Genomic DNA, 23,951 nt, shown 5'->3' with positions numbered 1-23,951 from the left:
CCTACCGGCGGGCGCGCACCCGGGTGACGATGTCGCGTGCGGTGGCGACGAGCAGGGTCGACTGGGCACAGACGGCCTCGGCCCGGTCGAGCATCGCCTGATAGGGGTGCGGCGGCCGCTGGGGCGGGACCACCGGGCGCGGAACGTCCGCCTCCACCAGGGCGGCTCGCAGGCGGCGCACGGCCGGGTTGCCCGCCGGGGTGACGTAACCGAGCCGCACGGCCAGCTGCTCCAGCGTGACCAGGCCCAGCTTGTATTCGTTCACCGCGGCCGGGTCGAGCGGTGGGCGGCTGCGGCTCCCGCTCGGTCGCCGATCGATGCCGTATTCCACGAGCAGTTCCCGGACGGCCTCGGCGCTCACCCCGGCCTCGCGGGCGATCTGCGGGCAGCTCAGCGCCTGCTCCTCATAGAGCTCGACCAGCTTCTCGCGGGTCAGCCGGCGGCGCAGGCGGGGTGCCGGGCCGGGGCGGCCGGTCGACAGCCGGTAGCGGTCGAGCCGATAGCGCACCTGGCGGGGCGTGGTGCCGGTCAGTGTGGCGACCTGAGTCGCGGTGAACCCCTCGCGCACCACCCAGTCGCGCAGCAGATGCTCGGGCAGCGGGTCCTCCGGCGAGCCGACCACGTAGTAGCTGCGATCGGGGACCAGCACGGCCGCGGTCACCAGGCGCTCACGGACGGCGTCGGGCGCGATGCCGGTCTCAGTGGCGATCCGCGAGGCCAGCATGCCCGCGCGCCACAACCCGATCAGGCGATCCTGCGGCAAGTAAGTCCCGCCGGGGGCCACGCCGTAGCGGCGCAGCCAGCCGTAGACCGCGGCCCGGCTGAGACCCAGCCGGTTGCCGATCTCGGCCGCCGGCATGCGGTCGTGCAACACCCACTGCTGGAGCTGGTCCGGATCGGGACGCATCCCCCATCACCCCCACCTGTTCATCATCGCGGAGAACGGTGTGAATTCCGGGTGTGCTTGGCTGTCCGGGTGGAGGAAAATTGGCTCGACCTGCCCGCCGGTGAGGTCGACTTGGCTGCCCGGCGGCTGCTCGGGTGGCGGCTCACGGCGAATCAGGTCACCGTTCGGCTCACCGAGGTGGAGGCGTACAGCGGGCTCGGGGAGGATCCGGCCTCGCACGCGCACCGCGGGATGACCAACCGCAACGCGGTGATGTTCGGGCCGGCCGGGCACCTGTACGTCTACCAGATCTACGGCATGCACTTCTGCGCCAACATCGTCTGCGGTGAGGTGGGGCGAGCCGCGGCGGTGCTCCTGCGCGCGGGCGAGGTCGTCGAGGGTCTCCCGTACGCCCGGGAACGCCGCGCGGCCGCGCGCAACGACGCGGACCTGGCCGCCGGACCGGCCAAGCTCATGCAGGTGCTGGCGCTCGACCGCGGCGCCAACGGGTCGTCGGTGATCGACGGCACCGGCCCGCTGACCCTGTCGCCGCCCACGGCCGCCGTGGCGGAGTCGTTGATCGAGGCCGGGCCGCGGGTCGGGGTGACCGCGGCCCACGACATGGCCTGGCGTTTCTGGATCAAGGGGGACCCGACGGTGAGCGCGTACCGCCGGGCCCCGCTGCGTCCGAAACGGCCACGCTGAGCCGTACGGGCCGCTAGCGTTTACCCTGATGATTCCGCAGCGGTGGTTGGTCGTGTCCAGCGCGATGTGCTCCGCCGGCCTGATCTGGTCGGCCGTGCTCGTCGCCGCTCTGCTGGCCGGGGTGCGGCTCGTGCCGACCGCCGTGGCCGTGGCGGTGGCGGCCGTGCTGTCCGTGCCCGGTGTGATCGCCGGGGTCATCGGCAACCGCTGGCTCTATCGGACCACCCGGCCCCGGATGCGCTGGAACCTGACCTCCTGGGTGCCGCCGCACGTGCCGCACTGGGCCGGGATGCTGGCCGGGGTTCTGTTCTTCGGCTTCTGGCTGACCGTGGTGGTGGCCTTCGCCGGCCTGGACAGCGACGTCGACAAGCGTGACGGCCGTCCGAGCACCGTCTCCCCGGCCGACGCCGACCGGCAGCGGAACCTCGAGCAGCAGATCTCACTGGGTGTCCTGGGCGCGGTGGCCGTGGGCGGGGTGTTCCTGACCGGCGCGATCCTGACCCACCACGCGGCCCCGCAGCCCACCGAGACCCAGTCGGCGGGCCAAGCTCTGGCCTGACGGGTCAGACCGTGCCGCAGTACTTCAGCGCCCAGCCGATGGGGGTGTCGCCGGTCGGCACGGTGATCTGGTAGATCGTGAAGTAGATCCAGCGCTCGCGCAGCCCGGGCAGGTCGAGGGTCCGCGGGAGCGGCGTGCCGTACCGGTAGAACAGCCCGTCGGTGCCGAACCCGCCGTTGGTCACGGTGCAGTCGCGCGGCGGCGGAAGCTGGTTGCCGTCGTTGAGCGTCTTGCCCGTGCACGCCGTCTTGATGCGTTGATGCGGGTCGACGGTGATCGAGCACCCGGACTCGAAGGTGCTGCGCTGCCCCCCGTTGTAGGCGTACTCGTCGGACGTGGGGAAGCCGACCGGGCCGTTCTCCCAGTCCCGCATCGCCCAGCGGCTGCGGATCCACCCGCGCACCGAGTGCGCGCCGGTCGCCGGCGAGTAGTAGACCGAGCCGTGCTGGAAATGCATGCCGCGGCCCCGGCCCCCACCCGCCGCGAAGTCGCCCGAGATCGGCAGCCCGAGCAGGGCGGACTGCTCCCGGTACTTGGCCAGGATGGGTCCGCACAGCAGCGACCCGTTGACCGTGGCGCAGGCGTTGGTGGCCCAGACCGCCACGTTGCCGGGCGCGTAGACCACGAGGTTGCCGTCGTCCTGCAGCCGCAGCACGGAGCCGTTACGGCCGGCCGTGCCGGTGGACCAGAGCGCGACGTGCCCGGGCCCGTAGACGACCAGGTTGCCGTCACCCTGCATCTCCAGCGTCGAGCCGGCCGCCATCCGCAGGTTGACGGCCTGCCAGACGGGCTCGACACCGGCCCGGACCTCCTTGAGGGCGCCGTCGCCCTGCATCGTCAGGCGGAACTGCCCGTTCGGGGAGATCAGGCTCTGGCCGGGGTTCAGGCGTTCACCCCCGGTGAGCAGCGACTGCCCGGCGGCGGCCCGGGCCGGCGCGGCCACGGTCAGGAGTGAAACGATCAGCATCAGACTTATGAGGATTCTCCGCATACCTGGTGCTGGCGGACGGCTGAGGCTCGGTCGGCAACCTGACGCCGAGGCTCTTCCCGCAGGTCGATCCAGTAGCGCCGGACCGGGCCGTTCTCGGTCGGCCAGATCTCTTCGAGGACCCCACCCCGGCTCTCGATGGTGCGCGCCGAGGCGACGTTGTCATCGAGGCACGGGATGAGCACCCGGTCGGCCCCGAGCGCCGCCCGCGCCTCCTGCAGCATCTCCCCCAGCGCCCAGCCGGCGATCCCGCGCCGCCGGGCCGAGGCACGGACCCCGTACCCGATGTGGCCGAGCTGGTTGTCGAACTTGTGCCGCAACGCGATCCCGCCGAGCACCTTTCCGTCCTCGACGATCCAGCGCATTGTTGCGTGTTTCCCCGGCGGGCAGGGCGTGCCGGTCGGGTGCGCCCCGCGCAGGATCCGTGCCACCCAGGTCGCGAAACCCTGCGGCGAGCGGACGTCGTCGTCCTCCCCCAGCCCGAAGCCGTCCTCGTGCAGACCCGGCCCCCACTCGTCGTAACAGTCGAGGAAGGCCGCATGCATCCGGGTGGTCGGTTCGATCAGCTCAGGCATGCCCACAACGTAGGCCGTTCCGCCCCGCTCGCCTCCGGCCGCGACCCGCGCAGAGCCGCTCGCACCTCGACCGGAACCGCTCCCCTGCAGGGGAGCACACCGCCTCGCGCAAACGGCGTCCTGCTTACGTTCATCCGCTTTACCGGCCCCCTGTTCACCAGTGGTGCGACCGCCGCGGTGTTGCCTTGCCCACAGGTGTCCGCCCGCTCACGGAGAAGCGCCCCCCGGCGGACCGAGGGGCGCTTCCGTACGGGATCAGCTGGCGGTGTAGGTGTTGCCGGTGCCCGGGATCCTGATGCCGAGGCCCTTGCGAGCCTGCTCGGCTTTGCGGGCCACGTCGAAGATGTCGTACAGGATGCTCAGACCGGTCGTGATCATCACTACCACCGAGATCCAGCCTTCGAGGTCGACGTCCGCGCCGGCGAAACCGGTGAACGCCGGGTTGAAGAAGTTGTCACTGGCGAGCAGGTAGAGGATCACGCCGCCGATCGCCAGGCCGTGCACGGCGTTGACCACCGCGACCGCCCGGGTCCAGGTGCCGAGGCGGTAGACCCAGAACACCCACATCCCCTTGAGCACGATCAGGGCGATCAGCACGGGCCACCAGGTGTTCCAGTTCGCCGGGTCGAGCAGCGGCTCGTCCGTGAACGTGAACTGCTGCAGCACCAGCGCCACGATGAGCGCGGCCGGCCAGACCAGGTTCGCGGCGAATTGCACGCGGGTGAGCGCTCCCGGCTCGTACCGGGGAAGGTCCTTGGGTGTCCACGGCCGGTTGATGTCGTCCTTGCCCGCGCCGGTGCGCTCGACGATCCAGAAGCCGAGCGTGGTCCAGAAGAACATGTGCGCACCGACGGTGATGATCGTGCCGACCGACGAGCCGATCACGTCACCGAAGCCGGCGTCGTTCGCCAGCACCTGCACGATCGCGTTGACCACGACGATGATCGGCAGAACGATCGTGATCAGCATCGTCATCGAGCGCCGCCAGACCGGAAACAGCTCCGGGCCGATCAGGTAGTTGGGTCTGTCGGCGTAACTGTCGGCCAATCGATCAGGGTCGCCCAGCTCTTGCAGCGTGGTCTCGACCGCGGCCTCGCGTTCCTCACCGGCCTCGACGCGGGCGTCCACCGCGTCCTCGATGGAAGCGCGCAACTCGCGGTCGATGTCGGCGCGCTGCTGCTCGGGCACGCGGCGCAGGGCGGTGAAAACGTAACGGTCGACGAGGTTCGCAGACATGATGATCATTCCTTAACGGGGGTGGTGGAGAGGTCGGTGATGGCCTCGTCGAGGCGGGCCCATTCGGTGCGCAGGGCGTCGGCGATCGCGTTGCCCTGCGGGGTCGTTGTGTAGAACTTGCGCGGCCGGGCCTCGTCCGTGTTCCACGAACTGGTGAGCAGCCCCTGGGTCTCGAGCCGGCGCAGCAGGGGGTAGAGCGTGTTGGCCTCGACCTCGAAGCCGGACTCGCTCAACGTCTCGAGCAGTGAATAGCCGTAGCCCGGCGTCCGCAGCACGGTGAGGCTGGCGACGACCACCGTGCCGCGGCGCAACTCCTGCAAGTGGCTGGCTAACGTCGCGTCCGTTGTCATGCTCAAAACAATACTGTGTCTCACACACTATGGCAACGGCTTACACCAACGTGCCCGCAAGAACATTGTCGAGAACCGGGCCCGTACGGGTCCTGGTCACGCACAACCGCAGGTCAGGCCGTCGCGTCAGAGGCGCAGGCGACGCTCCACCCGCAGCAGGTACTCGCGGCGGTCGAGCGGGTTGTCGTCCCAGCGTTCACGGGTCGGGTAAGGCGGCGCCACCGGCCGGTAACTGTCGAACGTGGTCTCCAGAACACCCTCGCCGTGGGTCAGCCCCGGCACGGCTGTCTCCAGGGAACGCAGGCGCGCCGCCGGGACCCGTCCCTCGATCACGAAGGTGGGCCCGTCCACCAGGGACGACTCCAGGTAACGGCCGAACACTGCGAGCACCGCGCTGAGAGTGCCGGCCGGCCCGTCCAGCCGGAACCGGTGCACAGGTTCGCACACGACAGTGCCCGCTTCGACCAACGCGGACATCACCACGAGCGGGAGCAGCTTCCGGTAGTCACCGGCCCCCGTCTCGGGCGCGGTGAACCCGGTGCGCACCACCCGCACCCGGACACCGATCACGGGCCAGCCATGAAGCCCCTGCACCAACGTACGGCGCAGGGTCTCCTCAAGGGCCTCGCTGAAGAAAGCCTCCGTCTTGAACAGGTGAATCGGCACCTGCTCGATGGGCACGTCGAGCTCGAAGGCGACCTCCGAGCCCGGCTCCCCCGGCTCGACGACCAGCTCCAAGGTGGCCAGGTACGGGTGGCTGCCCTGGCCCAGGATCTCGATCGCCCGCCCCGTCCCCACGGGCCGCTCGACGTGCAGCACACTGCTCTCCCGAAACTCGACCGCGATGCCGTACTCCTCGGCCAAGGTCGTCTCGAGCACTTCCTTCTGCACTTCGCCGTAGAGCGAGACGACCAGCTCACCCCGTCGTTCGTCCCGCCGCAGATCAATCAACGGATCCTGCTCGGCCATCTCGGTCAACGCCGCGTGCAAAGCCCGCCGCTGCGAGTCCCGCCCAGCAACAACGACAGTCTCCAAGGTGGGCGGGGCGAACAACCCGCCGTCGCCGGCCGCTCGGCCGTCCCCGATCACATCCCCGATCCGCACAGTGCGCAGCCCGTGCACCTTGGCGATCTCCCCGGCAGCAACCGCGACCCCACGGGGTCGCCCACTCTCGGTCGACCGGCCACCCCCGCTCGACCGGCCAACCCCGTCGGACCGCGCAGCCCTCTTCAACGGGCCGGCCCCACCCGATCGCGCAGGGCCGCCCGAACGCGCAACTTCGCCCAGCCCAGCGTCGGTCGGGTGGGTGCTCGTCGGATGCGCGCTAGTGAACGGAGTTGCGCGATCCCGGCTGGGGTTGGCGGCTGTGGGCGGTTGGGTGGAGATGGGTTCGATGGCGGTGACTACGCCGTGCGGTAGGTGGTCGCGGACGTGCAGGGTGCCGTTGAACATTCGGACGTACGCGACGCGTGATCCTGCGCGGTCACGCTCGATCTTGAACACTGTGCCGGACAAGGGGCCGTCTGGGTCGCCGGTGGCGGGCGGAAGCAGGTCGGTCAGGCCGTGCAGCAACGTGTCGACGCCGGCACCGGTGACCGCCGAACCGAAGAAGACTGGGGAGATCTCTGCTTTGCGGGTGCACGAACGTAGGACATCGCGCAGGGTCGCGTACGGGATCGCGGTTTCGTCTTGCAACCACCGGGCGAGCAGCTCGGGGTCGTCGGCCAGGTCGATCAGGCGGGCGGTGAATGTCGGGTCGGTGTGGTGCAGCGGGTGGGCCGAGGCCTGCGGCGTGCCCAGGTTGCGGGCTCCGCTGACCGGCACGATGCCGGGGGTCAGGCGTCTGGCGATCTCGTCGAGGACGTCGTCGTAGCGGGCGCCGGCTCGATCGATCTTGTTGACGAAGATCAGAGTGGGCACGCGTAAACGGCGAAGAGTGCGCAGGAGTACGCGGGTCTGGGCCTGGACGCCTTCGACGGCCGATATGACGAGGACGGCGCCGTCGAGCACGCGGAGGGCCCGCTCCACCTCGGCGATGAAGTCGGGGTGACCGGGCGTGTCGATCAGGTTGACGATGCGGTCGCCGAGCGGGAACGAGGCGACGGCGGTCTTGATGGTGATGCCGCGGCGGCGTTCCAGGTCGAGCGAATCGGTGCGGGTGGTGCCGGCGTCCACGCTGCCGACGGCGTCGATCACGCCACCGGCGTAGAGGAGGCGCTCGGTCAGGCTGGTCTTACCGGCGTCGACATGGGCGACGATCCCGAGATTGAGAAAGGGCACGCGGAGTCAGATCCTTCGAGGAGACGGCTTCCAACAGGCGGGGCGGGAAACCGTTTCGCATTGCTCCTCCTCCGGTAACGGGATCTGACTTTCGGACGTTAGCGCTCCGCGCCGCAGCCCACCTCCCATTTACGGCGCCTCCGCCGCCCCCCGAGACGGCGAGAGGGTGCGCGTGGCCGGCGGGCAGCGGCGCGAGGCACAGCGAGACCGCGGCGCGGAGGCGGCGGCGCGGGGCACGGCGGGAACGCGGCGCGGGGGCGGCGGCGCAGGGCACAGCGAGACCGCGGCGCAGGGCACAACGGGAACGCGACTTAGTGCATGGCGGGAGTGCGGCGGTTGCGGGCGGCACGGCGGGCTCGGCACGCTGGGCGGCTCGACGGAGGAGGGCGTGAGCGGAGGACGGCGTGAGCAGACGACAGCGTGAGCGGAGAACGCCGTAAGCGGGAAGAACGGGCGGCCCACGACGTGCTGGGAGGCACTCCGCGGAGGACAGCGTGAGCGGAGAACGACGTGAGCAGACGACAGCGTGCGCGGAGAACGCCGTAAGCGGGAAGAACGAGCGGCCAACGACGTGCTGGGAGGCACTCGACGGAGGACAGCGCGAGCGGAGAACGACGTGAGCAGACGACAGCGTGCGCGGAGAACGCCGTAAGCGGGAAGAACGAGCGGCCAGCGACGTGCTGGGAGGCACTCGGCGGAGGACAGCGCGAGCGGGAGGGCTGCACGCCGGGAAGGTGGGCGGGTCAGTGAGTGGATGAAGGGGTGGGGTCGTCGGTGACTGGGGTGGTGCTCGGGTGGGCGGGTTCGCGCTCGTCGGGGGTGGTGCCGGCTTCGGCGGTTGTTGTGATGGCGTCGGCTGACTTGGGGATCAGGGCGGCCAGGATGAGCATGGCCACGGCGACCAGGACCATGCCGATGAAGATGCGGTGGACGGCCGTCGTGAGGCGGGCCGGGTCGACGGTGTCGTTGCCGATGATGGCGTTGGCGATCGCGCCGAAGACTGCGGCGCCGAGGGCGCTGCCCAGGGAACGCAGGAAGATGTTGTTGGCGGTTACTACGCCTCGGTCGGACCAGCCGACGCTGGACTGGGCGGCGATCAACGTGGGGGCCGCTGTCAGGCCCATGCCGAGGCCGATGAACAAGCAGAACGCGCCGACCGTGAGGACCGACGACTCGGCGTCCAGCAGGAGCAGCAGGGACGTGCCGATCAGGACGAGGAAGGTACCGATCAGCGCGCAGACACGGAAACCGACCCGCAGGTAGACGCGGCCGGCCTGGCTGGCCGAGATGGGCCAGCCCAGGGTGAGCGCGGCCAGGGCGAAGCCGGCCACGAGGGGGCCGTGGCCGAGGACGTCCTGGACGAAGATCGGGATGTACGCGCTCAGGGCCAGCAGGATGACGCCGACGCCGATGGCGATCTGGCCGCTGGTGACGAGCAGGCGGCGGCGGAACACCCAGAGCGGCAGTACGGGGGCGGGCGCCGAGCGTTCGACGAAGCCGAAGACCACCAGCAGGGCCAGGCCGCCGCCGAGCACGATCAGGCTGGTGGGTGATGTCCACGCCCACGCCTGGCCGCCTTCGAGCACGCCCAGGATGACCAGCGTCAGACCGGCGGTGAGCAGTGCGGCGCCGGTGTAGTCGATGACCGGGCGGCCGCGTTCCATCTTCTCGTGGAACCGTCGCATGATCATGGCGCCGGCCAGCAGGCAGAGCGGGATGTTGACGAAGAAGATCCAGCGCCAGTCGATCCATTCGCTGAAGACGCCGCCCAGCGTCGGGCCGACCACCGACGAGATGCCCCAGACGCTGGCCACGTAGCCCTGGACCTTGGCCCGTTCGCGCACCGAGTAGAGATCGCCGACGATCGTGATCGTGGTCGGCATGATCGCGCCGGCGCCGAGGCCCTGGACGACCCGGAAGATGATCAGGGAGAGCATGTTCCAGGCGGCGCCGCACAGGATCGACCCGAGCAGGAACAGCCCGATGCCCCAGAGGATCACCGGTTTGCGGCCGAACAGGTCGTTGAGCTTGCCGTAGATCGGCACCGACACGGCCTGGGCCAGCAGGTAGATCGAGAACAGCCACGGGAACTCGGTGAAGCCGCCGATGTCCTTGACGATCGAGGGCACCGCGGTGGCGATGATCGTGGAGTCGATGGCGATCAGAGCGGTCGACAGCATCACCGCGGCCAGCACCGGGCCACGTTCGGATCTCAGCCCCACCTTGTTGTCCGTCACTTGTTCGGCGTACTCCAGTCGCTCGCCCACCGCACGACGGGGCACCCGGAAGAGGGCGAGATCACCCCGACACGCCCACGTGGGAGGGGGTGGGCGCGGCGGGTCACCCCGGAGCGCCAGTGGAGAGGACGGAACCAGGTTGGCGGGCCTGCGGCGTAAGGGGGCAGGTGGGAGGGGGTGGGGCGATACGGAATGGTGGGGATCACTCCGTGGGGGAATGATGGGGGAAAGCGGCTTGGTACGGACGAGGGCGGTTTTAGCCTGGCCCATGTGGCGTGCGTGGTGGTGGCCGAGGACAACCTTGATCATCAACGAGTGATCGCGGAGGTGATACGCCGGCTCGGGCACGAGGTGATTGTTACCGGTGACGGGCAGGCGGCGCTCAAGGCGATCCGTGAGTATCGGCCCGCGCTCGTCGTTGCGGATGTCGACATGCCGCACCTGGACGGGCTGCAGCTCTGCGTGGCCATCCGGCACGATCCGGAGATCGCGGGGACGCCGGTGGTGCTGGTCACGGCGTATCTGTTGCCGGGTGATCCGCGGCTGGCCGATACGGGGGCGCTGGCCGTGCTGGGCAAGCCGTTCGGTGTGCCCGAGCTGACCGAGGCCCTGCGCGGGTATCTGCCGTCCGAGCCGCCGGTGGTGGCCGGGCCGCCGATCGGCACGCCCTCGCCCGCGAATCCGGCGTTCTTCGACGCGCTGCTCGATTGTCTGGACGCCGGGGTTGCCGCGTGTGACGCCGAGGGCCGGGTGGTGCTGGCCAACCGGACCATGCGCGAGTTCATCGGGCCGGGGATCGGTGGTGTTCCGATCGCCGACGCCACCCGCAAGTTCGTTCTGCTGCACCCGGACGGAACCCCCCTCCGTACGCACGAATTGGCTCTTTCCCGGGCCTTGGCCGGCGAGAACGTGGAGCACGCCGAACTGCTGGCCCACGACGAGCTGAACCGCCCGCGCTGGTTCGCCGTGAATGCCCGCCCCGTGCGGGACGCGTCGGGCGCGGTGACCGGGGCCGTGGCCGCCCTGCACGACGTGACCAGCCAGCACCGCAATCGGCAGTTTCAGCACTGCGAGAACGAAGTGCTCAAGGTCATCGCTGATCATCCGCACGCGGCCGACGCCACGGACCGGATCCTGGCCGCCATCGGGTCGACGCTGAGCTGGCCGTATCTGCGGTTGTGGCTGGTCGACGAGGTGACCGATCTGCTCCGCCCGGCCGGGGTCTACACCGCGCCGCAGGAGCGTCCGCTGCCCGTGCCGGTGAGCATGGCCCGCGGCACCGGGCTGGCCGGCACGTGCTGGCAGCGGGCCGACCTGATCTGGGTGCCGGATCTGCACGCGGCCGATTCGCTCGTGCTGCCCAGCATTTCCGCTGGCGCCGATTTCCGGGCGGCCGGCGCGGTGCCGGTTCGCAGCGGTGAGCGCATCGTCGGGGTCCTGACCTTTTTCTCGTACGAGCGGCAGGAGCCCGATTCCGCGCTCGGTGTGCTGCTGACGGGGCTGGCCGGGCTGATCGGCGCGTTCCTGGAGCAGCGCCGTTCGGAGGTGCTGGCTCTGCACCTGGCCGCGGCCACCGACGAATACATCGCGCTCGTCGGGCATGAACTGCGTACGCCGTTGACGTCGATCGGGGCGTACGTGGACCTGATCGCCGAGAGCCCTGACGACCTGCCCCTGGGTGAGGTGCGCGAACTGCTCGACGTGGTGCAGCGCAACAATGCCCGGCTGCGCGACCTGGTCGAGAAGCTGCTCGATCTGGCCGCCTTGGAGTCGGGGCACGCCAAGCTGACGATCCGGCCGGTCGACCTGACCGACGTGGTGGCGGCCGCGGTCGACGCGGTCGCCCCGGCCGCGGCCGGGCGGGGCATCACGGTGGAGGCGAACCTGCCGGACGAGCTGACCGTGCCCGGCGACGCCGAGCGGCTGCGCCAGATGACCGACGCGCTGATCGAGAACGCGGTCAAGTTCAGCCGGGCCGACTCCAAGGTCACCGTGGCGCTGACCGACGAGGTAGGCGAGGTGGCAGTGCTCACGGTGGCCGACAACGGAACGGGCGTGGCCCCGGCCGAGCAACCCCGCCTGTTCCGTCGTCTGTATCGGGCCGGCAATGCCCGCCACACCGGGATTCCGGGTACGGGTCTGGGCTTGGCCCTGTGCCGGGTGGTTGTGGAACGCCATCACGGGTCGATCACCCTGGCGTCCCACGAGTCCACCGGCACCACCGTCACCGTGCGGCTGCCGAGACTCGAGGTGTAGCGCGGCCTCGCGCAAGAGGAACGCGAGGCCGCGCGGCGGACGAGGGGTCAGATCGCTACGGGAGCGCCTTCGTGGGCGGTGACCTCGTCACGGCCGGCCCGGACCAGGATCACCGCGACCAGAGCGGCCACGCCGATCAGGGCGGCGCTGACCCAGAAGGCGACCGTGTAGCTGTGCACCGTCGCCACCGCCTGGAGGGCGGGCGCCTGGTCGGGGCTGGTGATCTCGGCCCGGTGGTCGGCCAGGTAGCCGGCCACGGCCGAGGTGAAGATGGTGTTCAGCAGGGCCGTGCCCAGCGAGCCGCCGATCTGCTGGGCGGTGTTGATCAGCGCGCTGGCCACTCCGGCGTCGTGGCCGGCCACGCCGACCAGGGCCGTGTTCGACATCGGGCCGAAGGTGACGCCCATGCCGAAGCTGAGCACCACCTCGGCCGGGAAGACGTGGGTCCAGAAGCCGGTGTCGACACCGATCTGGGTCAGCATGACCATGCCGATCGCGGCCAGCAGCAGACCGCCGAACATCAGCACGCGTGGGCCGACCCGGGTCTGCAACTGGGCCGAGAACCCGGCGCCGGCGATGATGCCCAGCGTGAACGGCAGGAACGCGACGCCGGTCATCAGGGCCGAGTAGCCGAGGGTCAGCTGCAGGTAGAAGGTCAGGAACAGGAACATGCCGAACAGACCGGAGCCGATCAACAGCGCCGAGATGTACGCTCCCCCGCGGTTGCGGTCGAGGATGACGCGCATCGGCAGCAGGGGGTGCGAGCTGCGCAGTTCGATGACGACGAAGGCCACCAGCAGCACGGCCGCCGCGATCAGCCAGCCGACGGTGACGGCCGAGCCCCAGCCGTCCTCGCTGGCCTTGGTGAAGCCGTAAACGAGCGCGACCAGGCCGGCCGTCGAGGTGAACGCCCCGGGCAGGTCGTAGCGGGTGTTGCCCTCGGCCCGGCTCTCGTCGACGAACCGGACGGCGGCCAGCGCGGCCACGATGGCGATCGGGGTGCCGACCAGCAGGGTCCAGCGCCACGAGGCGTACTCGGTGAGCACGCCGCCCAGCAGCAGGCCGATGGCGCCGCCACCACCGGCGATGGCGCCGTAGACGCCGAAGGCCCGAGCCCGTTCCTTGGCCTCGGTGAACGTGACCGTGAGCAGCGACAACGCCGCCGGGGCCATGAGCGCGCCGAACGCGCCCTGCAGCGCACGGGCTGCGAACAGCGTCTCGGCGTTGGTGGCCAGGCCGCCCAGCGCCGACGCGCCCGCGAAGCCGAGCAGGCCGATGATGAACGCCCGCTTGCGGCCGGTGAAGTCGGCGATCCGGCCGCCGAGCAGCAGCAGGCCGCCGAAGGCCAGCGCGTACGCCGTGATCATCCACTGCCGGTCGGCGTCGCTGATGTTCAGGTCGACCTGGGCGGTCGGCAGGGCGATGTTGACGATCGTGGCGTCGAGCACGATCAGCAGCTGGGAGACAGCGATGACGGCCAGCGCGAGCCACCGATTTCGTGGCTTGGGCGATATATCCGGCGGAGTGGCGGCGTCAGAGGTCGAGATGGACATGGAGGGTCCCCCTTAGAAGGGCATGCGGAGATCCACCGGCGTCAGGGACGCGGGTGCTGATGGAGGGAAGAGGTCAGCGTTTGAGCAGGGGCAGGATGATGTCGTCGACGAGATGGTCGAGGAACGGCTGGTCGATCGGCTCGCCCAGGGCGAAGCCGCGCATGAAGACCACCGCCGGCACGATCTCGTCGATCAGCCGGGCCTCGTAACCGGGGCGCAGTTCGCCGCGAGCCTCGGCCCGCCCGCAGATGGTTTCCGCGAGCGGAAGCTTGGACTCGCGCATCTGACGCAGATGCTGGGCGAGTTCCGGATCGGTGTGCAAGGCCATGAACAGGCCGGCGAGGAGGGGCCCCTCATCGCTTCTGATCATGCAGGCGATGTCGTCGAACCACGCCAGCAGGTCGCCGCGGAGCGACCCGGTGTCGGGCAGCGGGGCATCGGCCGCCTTGCAGGCACGGACGGCGTCGATGACCAGCTCGGCCTTGGTGGGCCAGTGCCGATACAGCGTCGCCTTGCTCGCCTGGGCCCGGGCGGCCACCGCGTCCACCCGCAGACCCTGATAGCCGGTTTCGGCCAGCAAATCGTAGGCGGCGCGCAGGATCGCCTGCTCACGCTCGCCGTCGAGACGCCGGGACCGCCCGGCCGGCGAGACGGTTCGCGCCTGCTCAGCCATGACAACCCCCGATCCGGCACGCCTTGCGAAACGAAACTGTTTCGTACACTACGCCTCCCGCTCCACCCTGACGATCTCCGCGCCCAATTGTGACGCAGAACGCGGTGCCCTCCCCACCGCGAAGGAGGGCGCGGGCGGACAGAAGAGGGCGCCGGGGGCGGGGCAGAAGGCGGGGGCAGCGGGAGGGCTTTGTGGGCGGGCAGAGAACGCGGCGCCCCCCTCCAGGCGGAGGAGGGCGCCGCGGGCGTAGGCGTGGTCAGACTGTGGCGATCGTGCCGGCTACCTCGTCGACGAGTTCGCGGGCCAGGAAGCCGGTGCGGCCGTGGCGCCGCATCAGGCGTTGGCCGCTCACCGCGTGGGCGTAAGCCCCCCAGCAGGCGGCCTGGGCGGGCTCGGCGCCGCGGCCGAGCAAGCCGGCCACGATGCCGGCCAGCGTGTCGCCGCTGCCTGAGGTGCCCAGTCCGGCGTCGCCGCTCTGTTCCACCCAGCGCCGGCCGTCCGGCGCGGCGACGTGGCTGAACAGCGAGACCACGGCCTGGTAGCGCTCGGCCAGTTCGGCCGCGGTGTCGCTGGGGTCGTCGCCGGGCGGGCGCCCGAGCAGGTGCTCGGCCTCGGTGAAGTTCGGGGTCAGCACGGCGCGGCGCTGGCGCAGCAGGCCGGCGTCCTTGCTCAGGGCGCCGAGGGCGTAGGCGTCGAGCACCACCGAGGTGCCTTCGCCGGCCGCTTCGAGCACCGTACGCATCAGTTTCGTGGTGGTGTCGATGTCGTCGAGGCCCGGCCCGAGCGCGATCACATCGGCCGCCTGGGCCAGCCGGGCCAGTTCGTCGGCGTCGGGCAGCCCGATGACTTTGGCCTCGGGCACCGCGATGCTCATCGCGACCGCGGTCTCCTCGGCCACGGCCAGTTGCAGCCGACCGGAGCCGGCCCGCAGCGCGGCCTCACCGGCCAGCAGCACCGCGCCCGGGTTGTATTTGGAGCCGCCGACGACCAGCACCGTCCCCCGTGATTGTTTGCCACCGCTCGGGTCGGGCAGCGGCCAGTCCCGCAGCACGGCCGGGGTGATGACTGTCGGGTCAGTTCGGTTCGGCATCCACGTCCTCCTGTTTGGTGTGCGGCGTGCCCTCGCGGTGCAGGTGCTCGACCGCGTTGAACAGCTCGGGGCGCAGCTCGCCGTCGTGCCGCCGCCAGCTGCTGATCGAGCAGTTCGCGACGGCGGTCTCGTGCGCGATCCCCATCAGCTCGGCCTCGCTCAGCCCCTCGGCCAGGTAGCGGACGAGCAGCACGACCGCCTCGTGGCCGAACAGCACCACCCGGCCGTCCGGGTGGTCCTCGCGGAGCTCCCGCAGCAGGGCGCGCAGGCGCAGCAGCACGTCGGCCCAGGACTCGCCGCCGGGCGGCCGGTAGTAGAACTTGCCCAGCCGGGCCCGCCGGCGCGCCTCGCCGGGCAAGCGTTGCTGCACGCCGCGGGCGGTCAGGAGGTCGAGGATGCCCAGCTCGCGGTCGCGTAAACGTTCGTCGACGACCATCCGGACACCGGTGCCGGCCAGCGCCAGTTCGGCGGTCTGGCGGGTTCGCAGGTAGGGCGAGACGATCGCGATCTCGGGCCGTTCGTCACCGGGCAGCTCGGCGAGGAAGGTGCCGACCGCCTCGGCCTGTTCCCGGCCGAGGTCGGACAGCGGCACGTCGGCGTCGCGCTCGGGGATGTCTATCTCCTCGGCGCCGCCGGTCTCGGCGTCCTGGGCGGTGACGTTTCCGGTGCTCTGGCCGTGCCTGATCACGGCGAGCCACTGCAGCTGCTCCATGAGCCAGACGTACCCCGGGGTGAACAGGTCCACCCATCGGAGATGGCCACGATGCTTACGCCGGAGCCCTCGTTGCCGAACAGGGGAGAGAGGGATCTGCATCGGGCGGAATGGGACAGGGCGGCATGAACGTACGGCAGAAGCTGCTCGGCGGCTTCCTCACGGTGGCCGCCATGGTCGCAGTGACCGGTGCCGTCGTGCTGCGCGCGGACGCTCAGACCAACCGTCAGGCCGCGATCACCGAGGCCGAGCAGGTGGCCCGGGGCATCGCCAAGGACGTGGCGTTCGGGCTGGCCGCCGACACCGAGGGCGAGCAGCCGCCCGCGCTGATCGAGCGCCCGGCCGCTCTGGCCGCGTATCTGGGCCGGCTGCACGACCTGCAGGATCGCGACATCGTCGTGGTGGACCTGGGGAAACGGATCCTGGCCGACGCCGTGCCGGCGAACGTGGGCGCCACCTTCGACCACGACCCCGCGGACGAGGTCCGCCGGACGATCGCCGACGGCCGGTCGCGGGTGTTCGTCGAGCAGAGCGCCGACTATCCCGACGGCATCCAGCAGGTGGTCGTGCCCGTGCTGGGCGCGGGCGACGTCACACTGGGCGCCGTCATCCTCGAGTACACCCCGCTCTACGAGCAGATGGAGGCGGTCACCGGGCAGACCGAGACGATCGTGCTGATCGCCGGGACTCTCTGCATCGCGCTCGTGCTGGTGCTCGGGGTGGCCACTGCCGAGTCGATCGTCCGGCGGATCCGGCGGCTGACCCGGGCGGTCGAGAGCATCCGCGACGGCGACTACTCCCAGCGGGTGACGCTGGGCCGGCGTGACGAGATCTCCCGTCTGGGCGACGCGTTCAATGACATGGCCGGGCGTCTCGACCAGTCGGCCCGAGAGATCCTGGACCGGGAGTACACCGACCGGATCCTGGCCAACGCGGGCGAGGGCATCTGCGGCGTCGACGCGGAGGGCCGGATCACGTTCGCCAACGAGGCCGCGGGGCGCATCACCGGCCTCGGCGTCGACGGACTGCTCGACAAGGAGGCGGCCGACCTGCTGCCCGACGTGGAGCGGGCCGAGGTCACCATCGACCGGCCGGACGGCACGTCGGTGCGGGTGGCCTACACGGTCAGCCCGATCGAGAAGGACGGCCGCAACATGGGTGGCGTGGTGGTGCTGCGCGACGTCAGCCGGCAGCGCGCCCTCGAGCACGACCTGCGCCACCAGGCCCTGCACGACGGGCTGACCGGCCTGCCCAACCGCAAGCTCTTCCACGACCGGGTCGAGCACGCGATGACCAGGATCCGTACGGGACGGGCCGAGGGCGGCGGCGGTCTGGCCGTGCTCTATCTCGACCTGGACGGCTTCAAGAAGGTCAACGACAGCCTGGGTCACAACGCGGGTGACGCCCTGCTGCGCACCGCGGCCGAGCGGCTGACCAGCGCGCTGCGCAAGCACGACACCGTGGCCCGGCTCGGCGGTGACGAGTTCGCGGTGTTGCTGGAGGACGCGGAGGACCCCGAACACTGGGCCCAGGCCTGCGTCGACGCCCTGGACAAGCCGTTCCAGATGCAGCACCACAAGGCGACGATCAGCGTGAGCGTCGGGGTCGTGCCGGCCGCCGAACGCTACGCCGACGCCGACGAGGTGCTGCGCAACGCCGACGTCGCCATGTACGCCGCGAAGGCCCGGGGCAAGGCCTGCTATCAGGTCTTCGAGCCGCGGATGCACGAACTGCTGCTGGACCGGCTCGATCAGGAGGCCCGGCTGCGCGAGGCCGTGCACCGCGGCGAGTTGCGCCTGCACCTGCAGCCGGTGGTGGACGTGACCAACCGCGAGGTCCGCGGTGTCGAGGCGCTGGTGCGCTGGGAGGACCCGGAGCGGGGACTGCAGCAGCCGGGCTCGTTCATCCCGCTGGCCGAGGAGACCGGGCTGATCACCGAGATCGACCGGTGGGTGCTGATCGAGGCGTGCCGCACGATGCGGGAGTGGCAGGAGTCGTCACCAGCGACCGCGCCCGCCTGGGTCAGCGTGAACCTGTCGGCCCCCAACCTGGAGATGGCGGACCTGACCGACCGGGTGGCCTACGCCCTGGCCAGCACCGGCATCACCCCGGACGCGCTGGTGCTGGAGCTGACCGAGACCGTGCTGATGCGCGACATCGCGGTCACCGCGGGCCGCCTGGAGGAGCTGCGCGAGCTGGGCGTGAACATCGCCATCGACGACTTCGGCACCGGTTACTCGTCGCTGGGCTACCTGCGGGACATCCCGGTCGACGTGCTCAAGGTGGACCGTTCGTTCATCACCGAGCTGGTCGCGCACCGGCGTCAGCAGGAGCTGGTCAGCGCGATCCTGCAGCTCGGCAACACGCTCGGGCTCAAGGTGGTGGTCGAGGGCGTGGAGACCGAGGAGCAGCTCGACCTGCTGATCGCGCTGGGCGGCCGGTTCGCCCAGGGTTATCACCTGGGCCGGCCGGAGCCGGTCGAGAGCCTGCGGACCCGGCTCTCGACCGTCCCCGTCACCTAGTTCTCGACGAACACGGCGACCGTACGGGCCGGGACCGTGAACGTGCCGGTCGCCTTGGCGAACGCGGCCGTGCGAACCAGCGGGTCGGCGGAGGTCCGCTGGATCGGGTGGAGAGCGATCGTCTTGCCGGCCAGCGGCTTGACGGTCTGGGTGGTGGCCGCCGAGGTGCCGTTGAAGACCACCGTCACCGACTTCCAGGTGCGGTCGATTCCCCGTCCGTCCAGGGTCATCGTGACGACCCCCGGGGTCTCGGCCGCTCCGGAGAGCGGGAACGACAGCCTCTTCTGCACCTCGGCGGCGGTCGGTAGGCCGAAGACCGGCGACGAGCCGCGGATCTTCAGCAGTTCCTGATAACGGGCGTCGGACAGCGCCACGGCATCACAGCCCGGCACCAGGGCGGGGTCGGCCAGGAGCGGACGCCCGAAATCCCACTTGTCCGCATTGTCAGCGGCGGGCGGCAATCCGCGGCCGAAGCCGTTTCCGTCAGCGCAGTCCCAGATGATCTGGTTGAACCAGTCCCCCGAGTTGTACGAGTTGCGATCCAGCGACTTCGACCGCAGCCGCTCCGAACCGGTCGTGACGAACCCGGCCCCCTGCCCGAGGGCCGTGGTGGCCAGGGCGACGGACTGCGCGCGAGCCCGGTCGAGCGCCGGTGTGGAAGCGGGCAGCTTGAACGCCATCGCGTCGTACAGGATCTCGTTGTCGTGCGCGTCGACATAGGTGATGGCCTCGCCCGGCGCCGCCGTGTAACCGGCCGGCGAGCCGTTGTAGTCGACCTGGGCCCCGGTCACCGTCGTCCCGGCGGAGTTCACGAACCGGTACGACGCCAGGTTCCCGCTCAACCCCACCTTGATCAGATCCTGGTAGTGCAGCAGCCGGGCCTTCTGTGCAGCCGGGTCGCCGTTCACCGTGTCCCCGTTGGGTGCGCTGAACAATCCGGTGGCGAAGCCCTGCACGCGCGGGCTCTCGTCGAACGGGCCACCACCCCGTACGGCATCGCGCAGCCGGTCGTTGAACGTCGCGATCCCCGTGCCGGCCATGTTGGCCTGCGTGGCCTGCTCGAAGCGCGCGTCCCCGGCCACCTCACCGAAGTCCCATCCCTCGCCGTACAGGTTGATGCTCTTGCCGTCGACGCCGTCCTTGCGCACCGACAGCCGATCCAGAGCCGCCCGTACGGCCAAGATGTTCGCTTTGGGGTGATGGCCCATCAGGTCGAAGCGGAAGCCGTCCACCTTGTACTCCCGCGCCCACGTGACGATCGAGTCGACCACGAGTTTGCCCATCATCGCGTTCTCCGGCGCGGTGTTGGCGCAGCAGGTGGAGCTGGCGACCGTGCCGTCGGCCAGCAGCCGCTGGTAGTAGCCGGGCACGATCTGGTCGAGCACGGACTTGGGATCGGTGCCCGCGGCCGACGTGTGGTTGTAGACGACGTCCATCACCACGCGCAGCCCGGCCCGGTTGACCCCGGCCACCATCTGCCGGAACTCCTTCGTCCGGGCGTCTGGGTCAACCGCGTACCCACCCTCGGGCACCGTGTAGTGCAGCGGGTCGTAACCCCAGTTGTAGCCGTCGTCCGCAGCCACCGCGGTCACGCATTTCTGCTGCTCCTCGGAGTCCGGCGGGAGCAGGGGCAGGTCACACGCCGGCGTCTTCTGATCCGCGCGCTTCTCCGGAATCGTCGCGAAGTCGAACGCCGGCAGCAGGTGCAGGTGCGTCACCCCGGCGCCGGCCAGCGTGGCCAGATGCTTCATGCCGGTGCTCGACGGATTCGTGAAGGCGGCATACGTGCCGCGCTGAGCCGCGGGCACCGACTTGTCGGCCATCGAGAAATCCCGTACGGAGAGCTCCGAGATCTGGATCTTCGCGCTGGGCCCGGCGGGCGGCTTGCGCAGCGCCGACCAGCCGGTGGGGGCGAGCGCCGGGTCGGCCAGGTCGACGATCCGGCTCAGCGTCGAGTCGGTGGACAGACCCAGCGCGTACGGGTCGGTGACCGCCGCCGTGACGACCTTGTTCGCCGCGGGCTGCCACGCCGTGACCCGGTACGTGTAGTACTTGCCGCGCCACGACGCCGGGCCGCGGACGGACCAGATGCCCGTACGGTCGTCGCGGCGCATCGCCACCGTCGCGGGCTGGGCGGTCGCCGTGTCGTACAGCTGCAGGTCGACCTTCTGCGCGGTGGGCGCCCACACGGAAAGCGTGGTGCCGACCGGCCCCAATGCCGCGTCCGCAGCCGCGGCCGCGTAGACGTTGTCGAGCACGCCCGCGGTCTGCACGCCGGTGGCCGCGAGCAGCTTGCCGGTCGCGTCCCGCTCGGTGAACACGACCTGCCCGCGCAGCACGTCCTTGACGTTCACGCCGCGCGGCAGATCGAACGCGTCGTACTGCCACAGGTGCGGGAAGCGGGCGCGCTGGGCATCGGTGAGAGCACGAGCTGTGAGCCGCACCGACCGGAAGTCGCCGGTCACCTCGTTGGTGATGCCGCCCGGCGCGTACACCAGGTCGTAGACCTTGCCGTCGGTCGAGCCCGCGGGTTTGAAGGCGACCGTGCCGCGGTCGAGCCAGACGGCCGACGACTTGGTCACGTCGATGACGCCACCCGACCCGGTCTTCTTGACCACTGGCGCCACCCGCGGCGAGACCCCGGCCAGCAGCCAGATCTCGCGGCCGCCCGCGGCGAACGTGAGCTGCTGATCGTCCGGCAGATCCTTCTCGTCGCCCTTGTGGATGATGTATTTCAGTGCGGTCGCGCCGGCCGCGAGCGGCACCTTCCAGTACGGGCCGAACGAGTCGGTGCCGGTCGGCGGCAGCGGCGAGGCCCAGTCGGTCGGGTTCGCCGCGCCGTCCCAGACGTGCAGCCCCCACCCTTCCGCGTCGGCCCGGCGATAGTGGATCGTCGCCGTGCCGGGATCCTGCTCGACGGCGGGTGGCGTGGTGACGACGCCCGCGTCGCCCTGCTTGAGCCAGATCTCGCCGTGGTGCGAGGGGTCGAAGAACCGGTCGGCGCCGACGTCCTTGACCCCGTCCTCGCCGACCACGATGAAGCCCACGTTCTTGGCGTTCGGGGCCAGCTTGACCAAGGCGAATTTCCCGTACGCGTCCTCGCCGACGAACGGCTGCCCCGCGGGGTACGTGGTCGTCATCGACGGGTCGACGTCACCGAACACGTAGAGCCCGTAGTCGTCGTAGTCCCCGGCCGGCCGCTGATAGTGCACGACGGCGTAGCCGGGGCTGGTCGTGGTGGCCGGCGTGCCGACCTTGATCGACGTGGTCGCCGACGCCAGCCGGCCCTTGCCGTCGCGCACGACCGCCTTGTAGCGCACGGTCGTGCCGCCCGCGAGGCCGGTCAGATCGTGGTAGGCCGCGTTCGTGCCCGAGCCGACCAGCCGCCACGGGCCGTCGCCGACCTGCGCCGCGAAGGTGACCCGGGCCAGGGGATCACCGGTGGTCTCTACGGCCAGTTTCGTGCGAGTCGGCACCAGCGCGTCGGCCGGGGACGTGAACGTGACCGTGGGCGCGGACGATGCGCTGACCGATTTGTCCGCGCGCAGGGCGACAGCCGACAGCGGCGGCACGGTGATCGTCACCTTGCCGTCGGCGGCGGTCTGCGGAGCCGCGGTGGAGCCGTAGATGCCGCGGAACGTGGTCGACGGCGTCCACGTGTCCACGGTGACGGTCTTCGCGGTGGTCGAACTGTTCGCCGCCACCACGTACTCGACCCGCTGCGCCCGGTCGACCCGCGACGCCGCGAAGACACCGCCGGCCGCGTGCCGGGTGACCTGGACTCCTCCGCGCAGCGCCGGGTGCGCCTGGCGCAGCGCGCCCAGCGCGGCGACCGTACGGTAGATCGGGTGTGCGGTGTCGTAGTTGTCGACGGCGTGCGTGCGCTCGGTGCCGATCAGGTCGTCGTCGAGGTAGTCGGCGGTCTTGGAGGCGAACATGTCCTGCCGCGCGTCCTTGTCGCCGCCCGGGCCGGTGAAGCCCTGCTCGTCGCCGGAGTAGACGACCGGCTGCCCGCGGGTCAGGAACATCAGCTCGTGCGCCAGCTGGTCACGGCGCAGCACGTCGTCGCCCTTCAGAAAGGATCCGATCCGGCCCATGTCGTGGTTGCCCAGGAAGGTCGGCAGGCGACCGGCGTTCGTGTCCCGCGCGGTGTAGAGGTCGTCCTTGGCGTACAGATCGGCCAGGGCCTGGGCCGAGCCGTCGCCGGCCACGAAGTTCTTGGCCGCTTCCTGGAACGAGAAGTCCAGCGTGGCGGGCAGGCCGCCGCGGCGCACGTAGGTGGATTCGATCTCCTGGTCGGCGCTGTAGACCTCGCCGAACATGAAGAAGTCCTGCTTGCCGGCCCGCTGCGCGGCCTTCTCGATGCCCGCGCTGAACTGCGGCCAGAAGTCGAGGTCGACGTGTTTGACGGTGTCGAGCCGGTAGCCGTCGATGCCGGTGGCGGCGATCCAGTACGCGTAGATGTCGGTCATCCCGCGGACGACCTCGGGCCGCTCGGTCCACAGGTCGTCGAGGCCGTAGAAGTCGCCGTACTCGCTGTTCTCGCCGGCGAAGGTCGAGTTGCCGCGGTTGTGGTACATCGTCGGGTCGTTGAGCCAGGCCGGCTTCTTCACGGTCTTGTCGGCCGCGGCCGGGAACACCGGCGTGTACGGGAACGACTGCGCCGACACCCTGGGGAACTCACCCTTGCGGTCGTCGAACGGGCGGCCCTGCGCATCCTTGTAGGGCGACGTGGCCTTGTCGATGTAGTCGTATTCATTTTCGGCGTAGCGGATCACGTCGGCCGTGTGGTTGGCGATGATGTCGAGGAACACCTTCATGCCCCGCCGGTGGGCCGAGTCGACCAGCTTCTTGAGCTCGGCGTTGCTGCCGAAGTGCGGGTCGACCTGGGTGAAGTCGGTGATCCAGTAGCCGTGGTAGCCGGCCGAGACGTCGGCGCCGCTGCCCTGCACGGGCCGGTTCTTGAAGACGGGGGCCAGCCAGATCGCGGTGGTGCCGAGACCCTGGATGTAGTCCAGCTTGTCGATCACGCCGGCCAGGTCACCGCCGTGGTAGAAGCCCTTGTCGGTGGGGTCGAAGCCGGTGGCCGGCCGGTCGCCGGTCAGGCCGCCCTTGTCGTTGGCCTTGGTGCCGTTGGCGAAGCGGTCGGGCAGCACGAAGTAGTACTGCTCGTTATCGGCCGGCTGGTCGGTGCCCCACCGGGCGATGACAGCATCGGCCGGAGCTGCGGGCGCGGCCTGCGCTTCGGACGGCAGCACCGCGAGCAACGGCAGCGTCAGGGTTATGGCAGCGGCCAGGAGCCGCCGACTTCGAGAGACCACTATGTCCC

General features: G+C 70.3%; 16 protein-coding genes. 4 read left to right on the top strand and 12 right to left on the bottom strand.

The features are described from left to right. Position 1 precedes the first annotated feature (1 nt). Entirely contained in the window at positions 2-907 is a 906-nt protein-coding gene (locus BKA14_RS42975; protein WP_239092612.1) for a MerR family transcriptional regulator, read from the bottom strand. A 69-nt stretch (positions 908-976) separates the two neighbouring features. Between BKA14_RS42975 and BKA14_RS44825 the strand changes: the two genes are divergently transcribed. Together BKA14_RS44825 and BKA14_RS42965 are read left to right on the top strand one after the other, a co-directional pair. Beyond that, positions 977-1,591, top strand: coding sequence for a DNA-3-methyladenine glycosylase (locus BKA14_RS44825; RefSeq protein ID WP_239092613.1), 615 nt, complete (start codon positions 977-979; stop codon positions 1,589-1,591). A 28-nt stretch (positions 1,592-1,619) separates the two neighbouring features. Beyond that, positions 1,620-2,150 carry a hypothetical protein gene (locus tag BKA14_RS42965; RefSeq protein ID WP_184956442.1) on the top strand — a complete coding sequence of 177 codons (531 nt, stop codon included), beginning with the start codon at positions 1,620-1,622 and terminating at the stop codon, positions 2,148-2,150. A 4-nt stretch (positions 2,151-2,154) separates the two neighbouring features. Here BKA14_RS42965 and BKA14_RS42960 read toward each other — a convergent pair whose 3' ends face one another. The 6 genes from BKA14_RS42960 to BKA14_RS42935 form a co-directional block, all read right to left on the bottom strand. After that, entirely contained in the window at positions 2,155-3,117 is a 963-nt protein-coding gene (locus tag BKA14_RS42960) for a hypothetical protein (protein WP_221477444.1), read from the bottom strand. 5 nt (positions 3,118-3,122) lie between these two features. Then, complete coding sequence (locus BKA14_RS42955; RefSeq protein WP_184956440.1) at positions 3,123-3,713, bottom strand: GNAT family N-acetyltransferase; 591 nt, start codon at positions 3,711-3,713, stop codon at positions 3,123-3,125. A gap of 255 nt (positions 3,714-3,968) precedes the next feature. Then, positions 3,969-4,949: a permease prefix domain 1-containing protein gene (locus BKA14_RS42950; protein ID WP_184956439.1), complete on the bottom strand. Its 981-nt coding sequence runs from the start codon at positions 4,947-4,949 to the stop codon at positions 3,969-3,971. Positions 4,950-4,954: 5 nt separating this feature from the next. Next, positions 4,955-5,299 carry a PadR family transcriptional regulator gene (locus tag BKA14_RS42945; protein ID WP_184956438.1) on the bottom strand — a complete coding sequence of 115 codons (345 nt, stop codon included), beginning with the start codon at positions 5,297-5,299 and terminating at the stop codon, positions 4,955-4,957. A gap of 126 nt (positions 5,300-5,425) precedes the next feature. Further along, positions 5,426-7,579, bottom strand: a complete 2,154-nt coding sequence (locus BKA14_RS42940) for an elongation factor G (RefSeq protein WP_184956437.1) — start codon at positions 7,577-7,579, stop codon at positions 5,426-5,428. A 743-nt stretch (positions 7,580-8,322) separates the two neighbouring features. Then, positions 8,323-9,846 (bottom strand): MDR family MFS transporter, encoded by a 1,524-nt coding sequence (locus tag BKA14_RS42935; protein ID WP_239092614.1) that lies wholly within the window; start codon positions 9,844-9,846, stop codon positions 8,323-8,325. A 240-nt stretch (positions 9,847-10,086) separates the two neighbouring features. Here BKA14_RS42935 and BKA14_RS42930 point away from each other — a divergent pair, with 240 nt between their 5' ends. Beyond that, positions 10,087-12,072: an ATP-binding protein gene (locus BKA14_RS42930; RefSeq protein ID WP_184956436.1), complete on the top strand. Its 1,986-nt coding sequence runs from the start codon at positions 10,087-10,089 to the stop codon at positions 12,070-12,072. A 47-nt stretch (positions 12,073-12,119) separates the two neighbouring features. Here the strand turns inward: BKA14_RS42930 and BKA14_RS42925 are convergent, their stop codons facing one another. From BKA14_RS42925 to BKA14_RS42910, 4 genes are all read right to left on the bottom strand, one after another. Next, a complete protein-coding gene (locus tag BKA14_RS42925) occupies positions 12,120-13,625 on the bottom strand; it encodes an MFS transporter (protein ID WP_184956435.1) in 1,506 nt (501 codons plus the stop codon). 73 nt (positions 13,626-13,698) lie between these two features. After that, positions 13,699-14,298 carry a TetR/AcrR family transcriptional regulator gene (locus tag BKA14_RS42920; RefSeq protein ID WP_184956434.1) on the bottom strand — a complete coding sequence of 200 codons (600 nt, stop codon included), beginning with the start codon at positions 14,296-14,298 and terminating at the stop codon, positions 13,699-13,701. 256 nt (positions 14,299-14,554) lie between these two features. Further along, positions 14,555-15,388, bottom strand: coding sequence for an NAD(P)H-hydrate dehydratase (locus BKA14_RS42915; RefSeq protein ID WP_184956433.1), 834 nt, complete (start codon positions 15,386-15,388; stop codon positions 14,555-14,557). Next, positions 15,372-16,133 (bottom strand): histidine phosphatase family protein, encoded by a 762-nt coding sequence (locus BKA14_RS42910; protein WP_239092615.1) that lies wholly within the window; start codon positions 16,131-16,133, stop codon positions 15,372-15,374. The genes BKA14_RS42915 and BKA14_RS42910 overlap by 17 nt, the downstream gene beginning before the upstream one ends. A 92-nt stretch (positions 16,134-16,225) precedes the next feature. On the opposite strand from BKA14_RS42910, the gene BKA14_RS42905 reads away from it, so the two are divergent. Then, complete coding sequence (locus tag BKA14_RS42905; protein ID WP_184956432.1) at positions 16,226-18,622, top strand: putative bifunctional diguanylate cyclase/phosphodiesterase; 2,397 nt, start codon at positions 16,226-16,228, stop codon at positions 18,620-18,622. Here the strand turns inward: BKA14_RS42905 and pulA are convergent. Further along, on the bottom strand, positions 18,619-23,943 hold the full coding sequence (gene pulA / locus BKA14_RS42900; RefSeq protein ID WP_184956431.1) for a pullulanase-type alpha-1,6-glucosidase: 5,325 nt from the start codon (positions 23,941-23,943) through the stop codon (positions 18,619-18,621). The genes BKA14_RS42905 and pulA overlap by 4 nt on opposite strands. Between the last annotated feature and the right edge of the window lie 8 nt (positions 23,944-23,951).

It is taken from the genome of Paractinoplanes abujensis, from assembly GCF_014204895.1.
GTDB classification, from domain to species: Bacteria; Actinomycetota; Actinomycetes; order Mycobacteriales; family Micromonosporaceae; genus Actinoplanes; species Actinoplanes abujensis.
The sequence above is the reverse complement of the archived record's forward strand: the minus strand, read 5'-3'. Positions and strand labels throughout refer to the sequence as shown.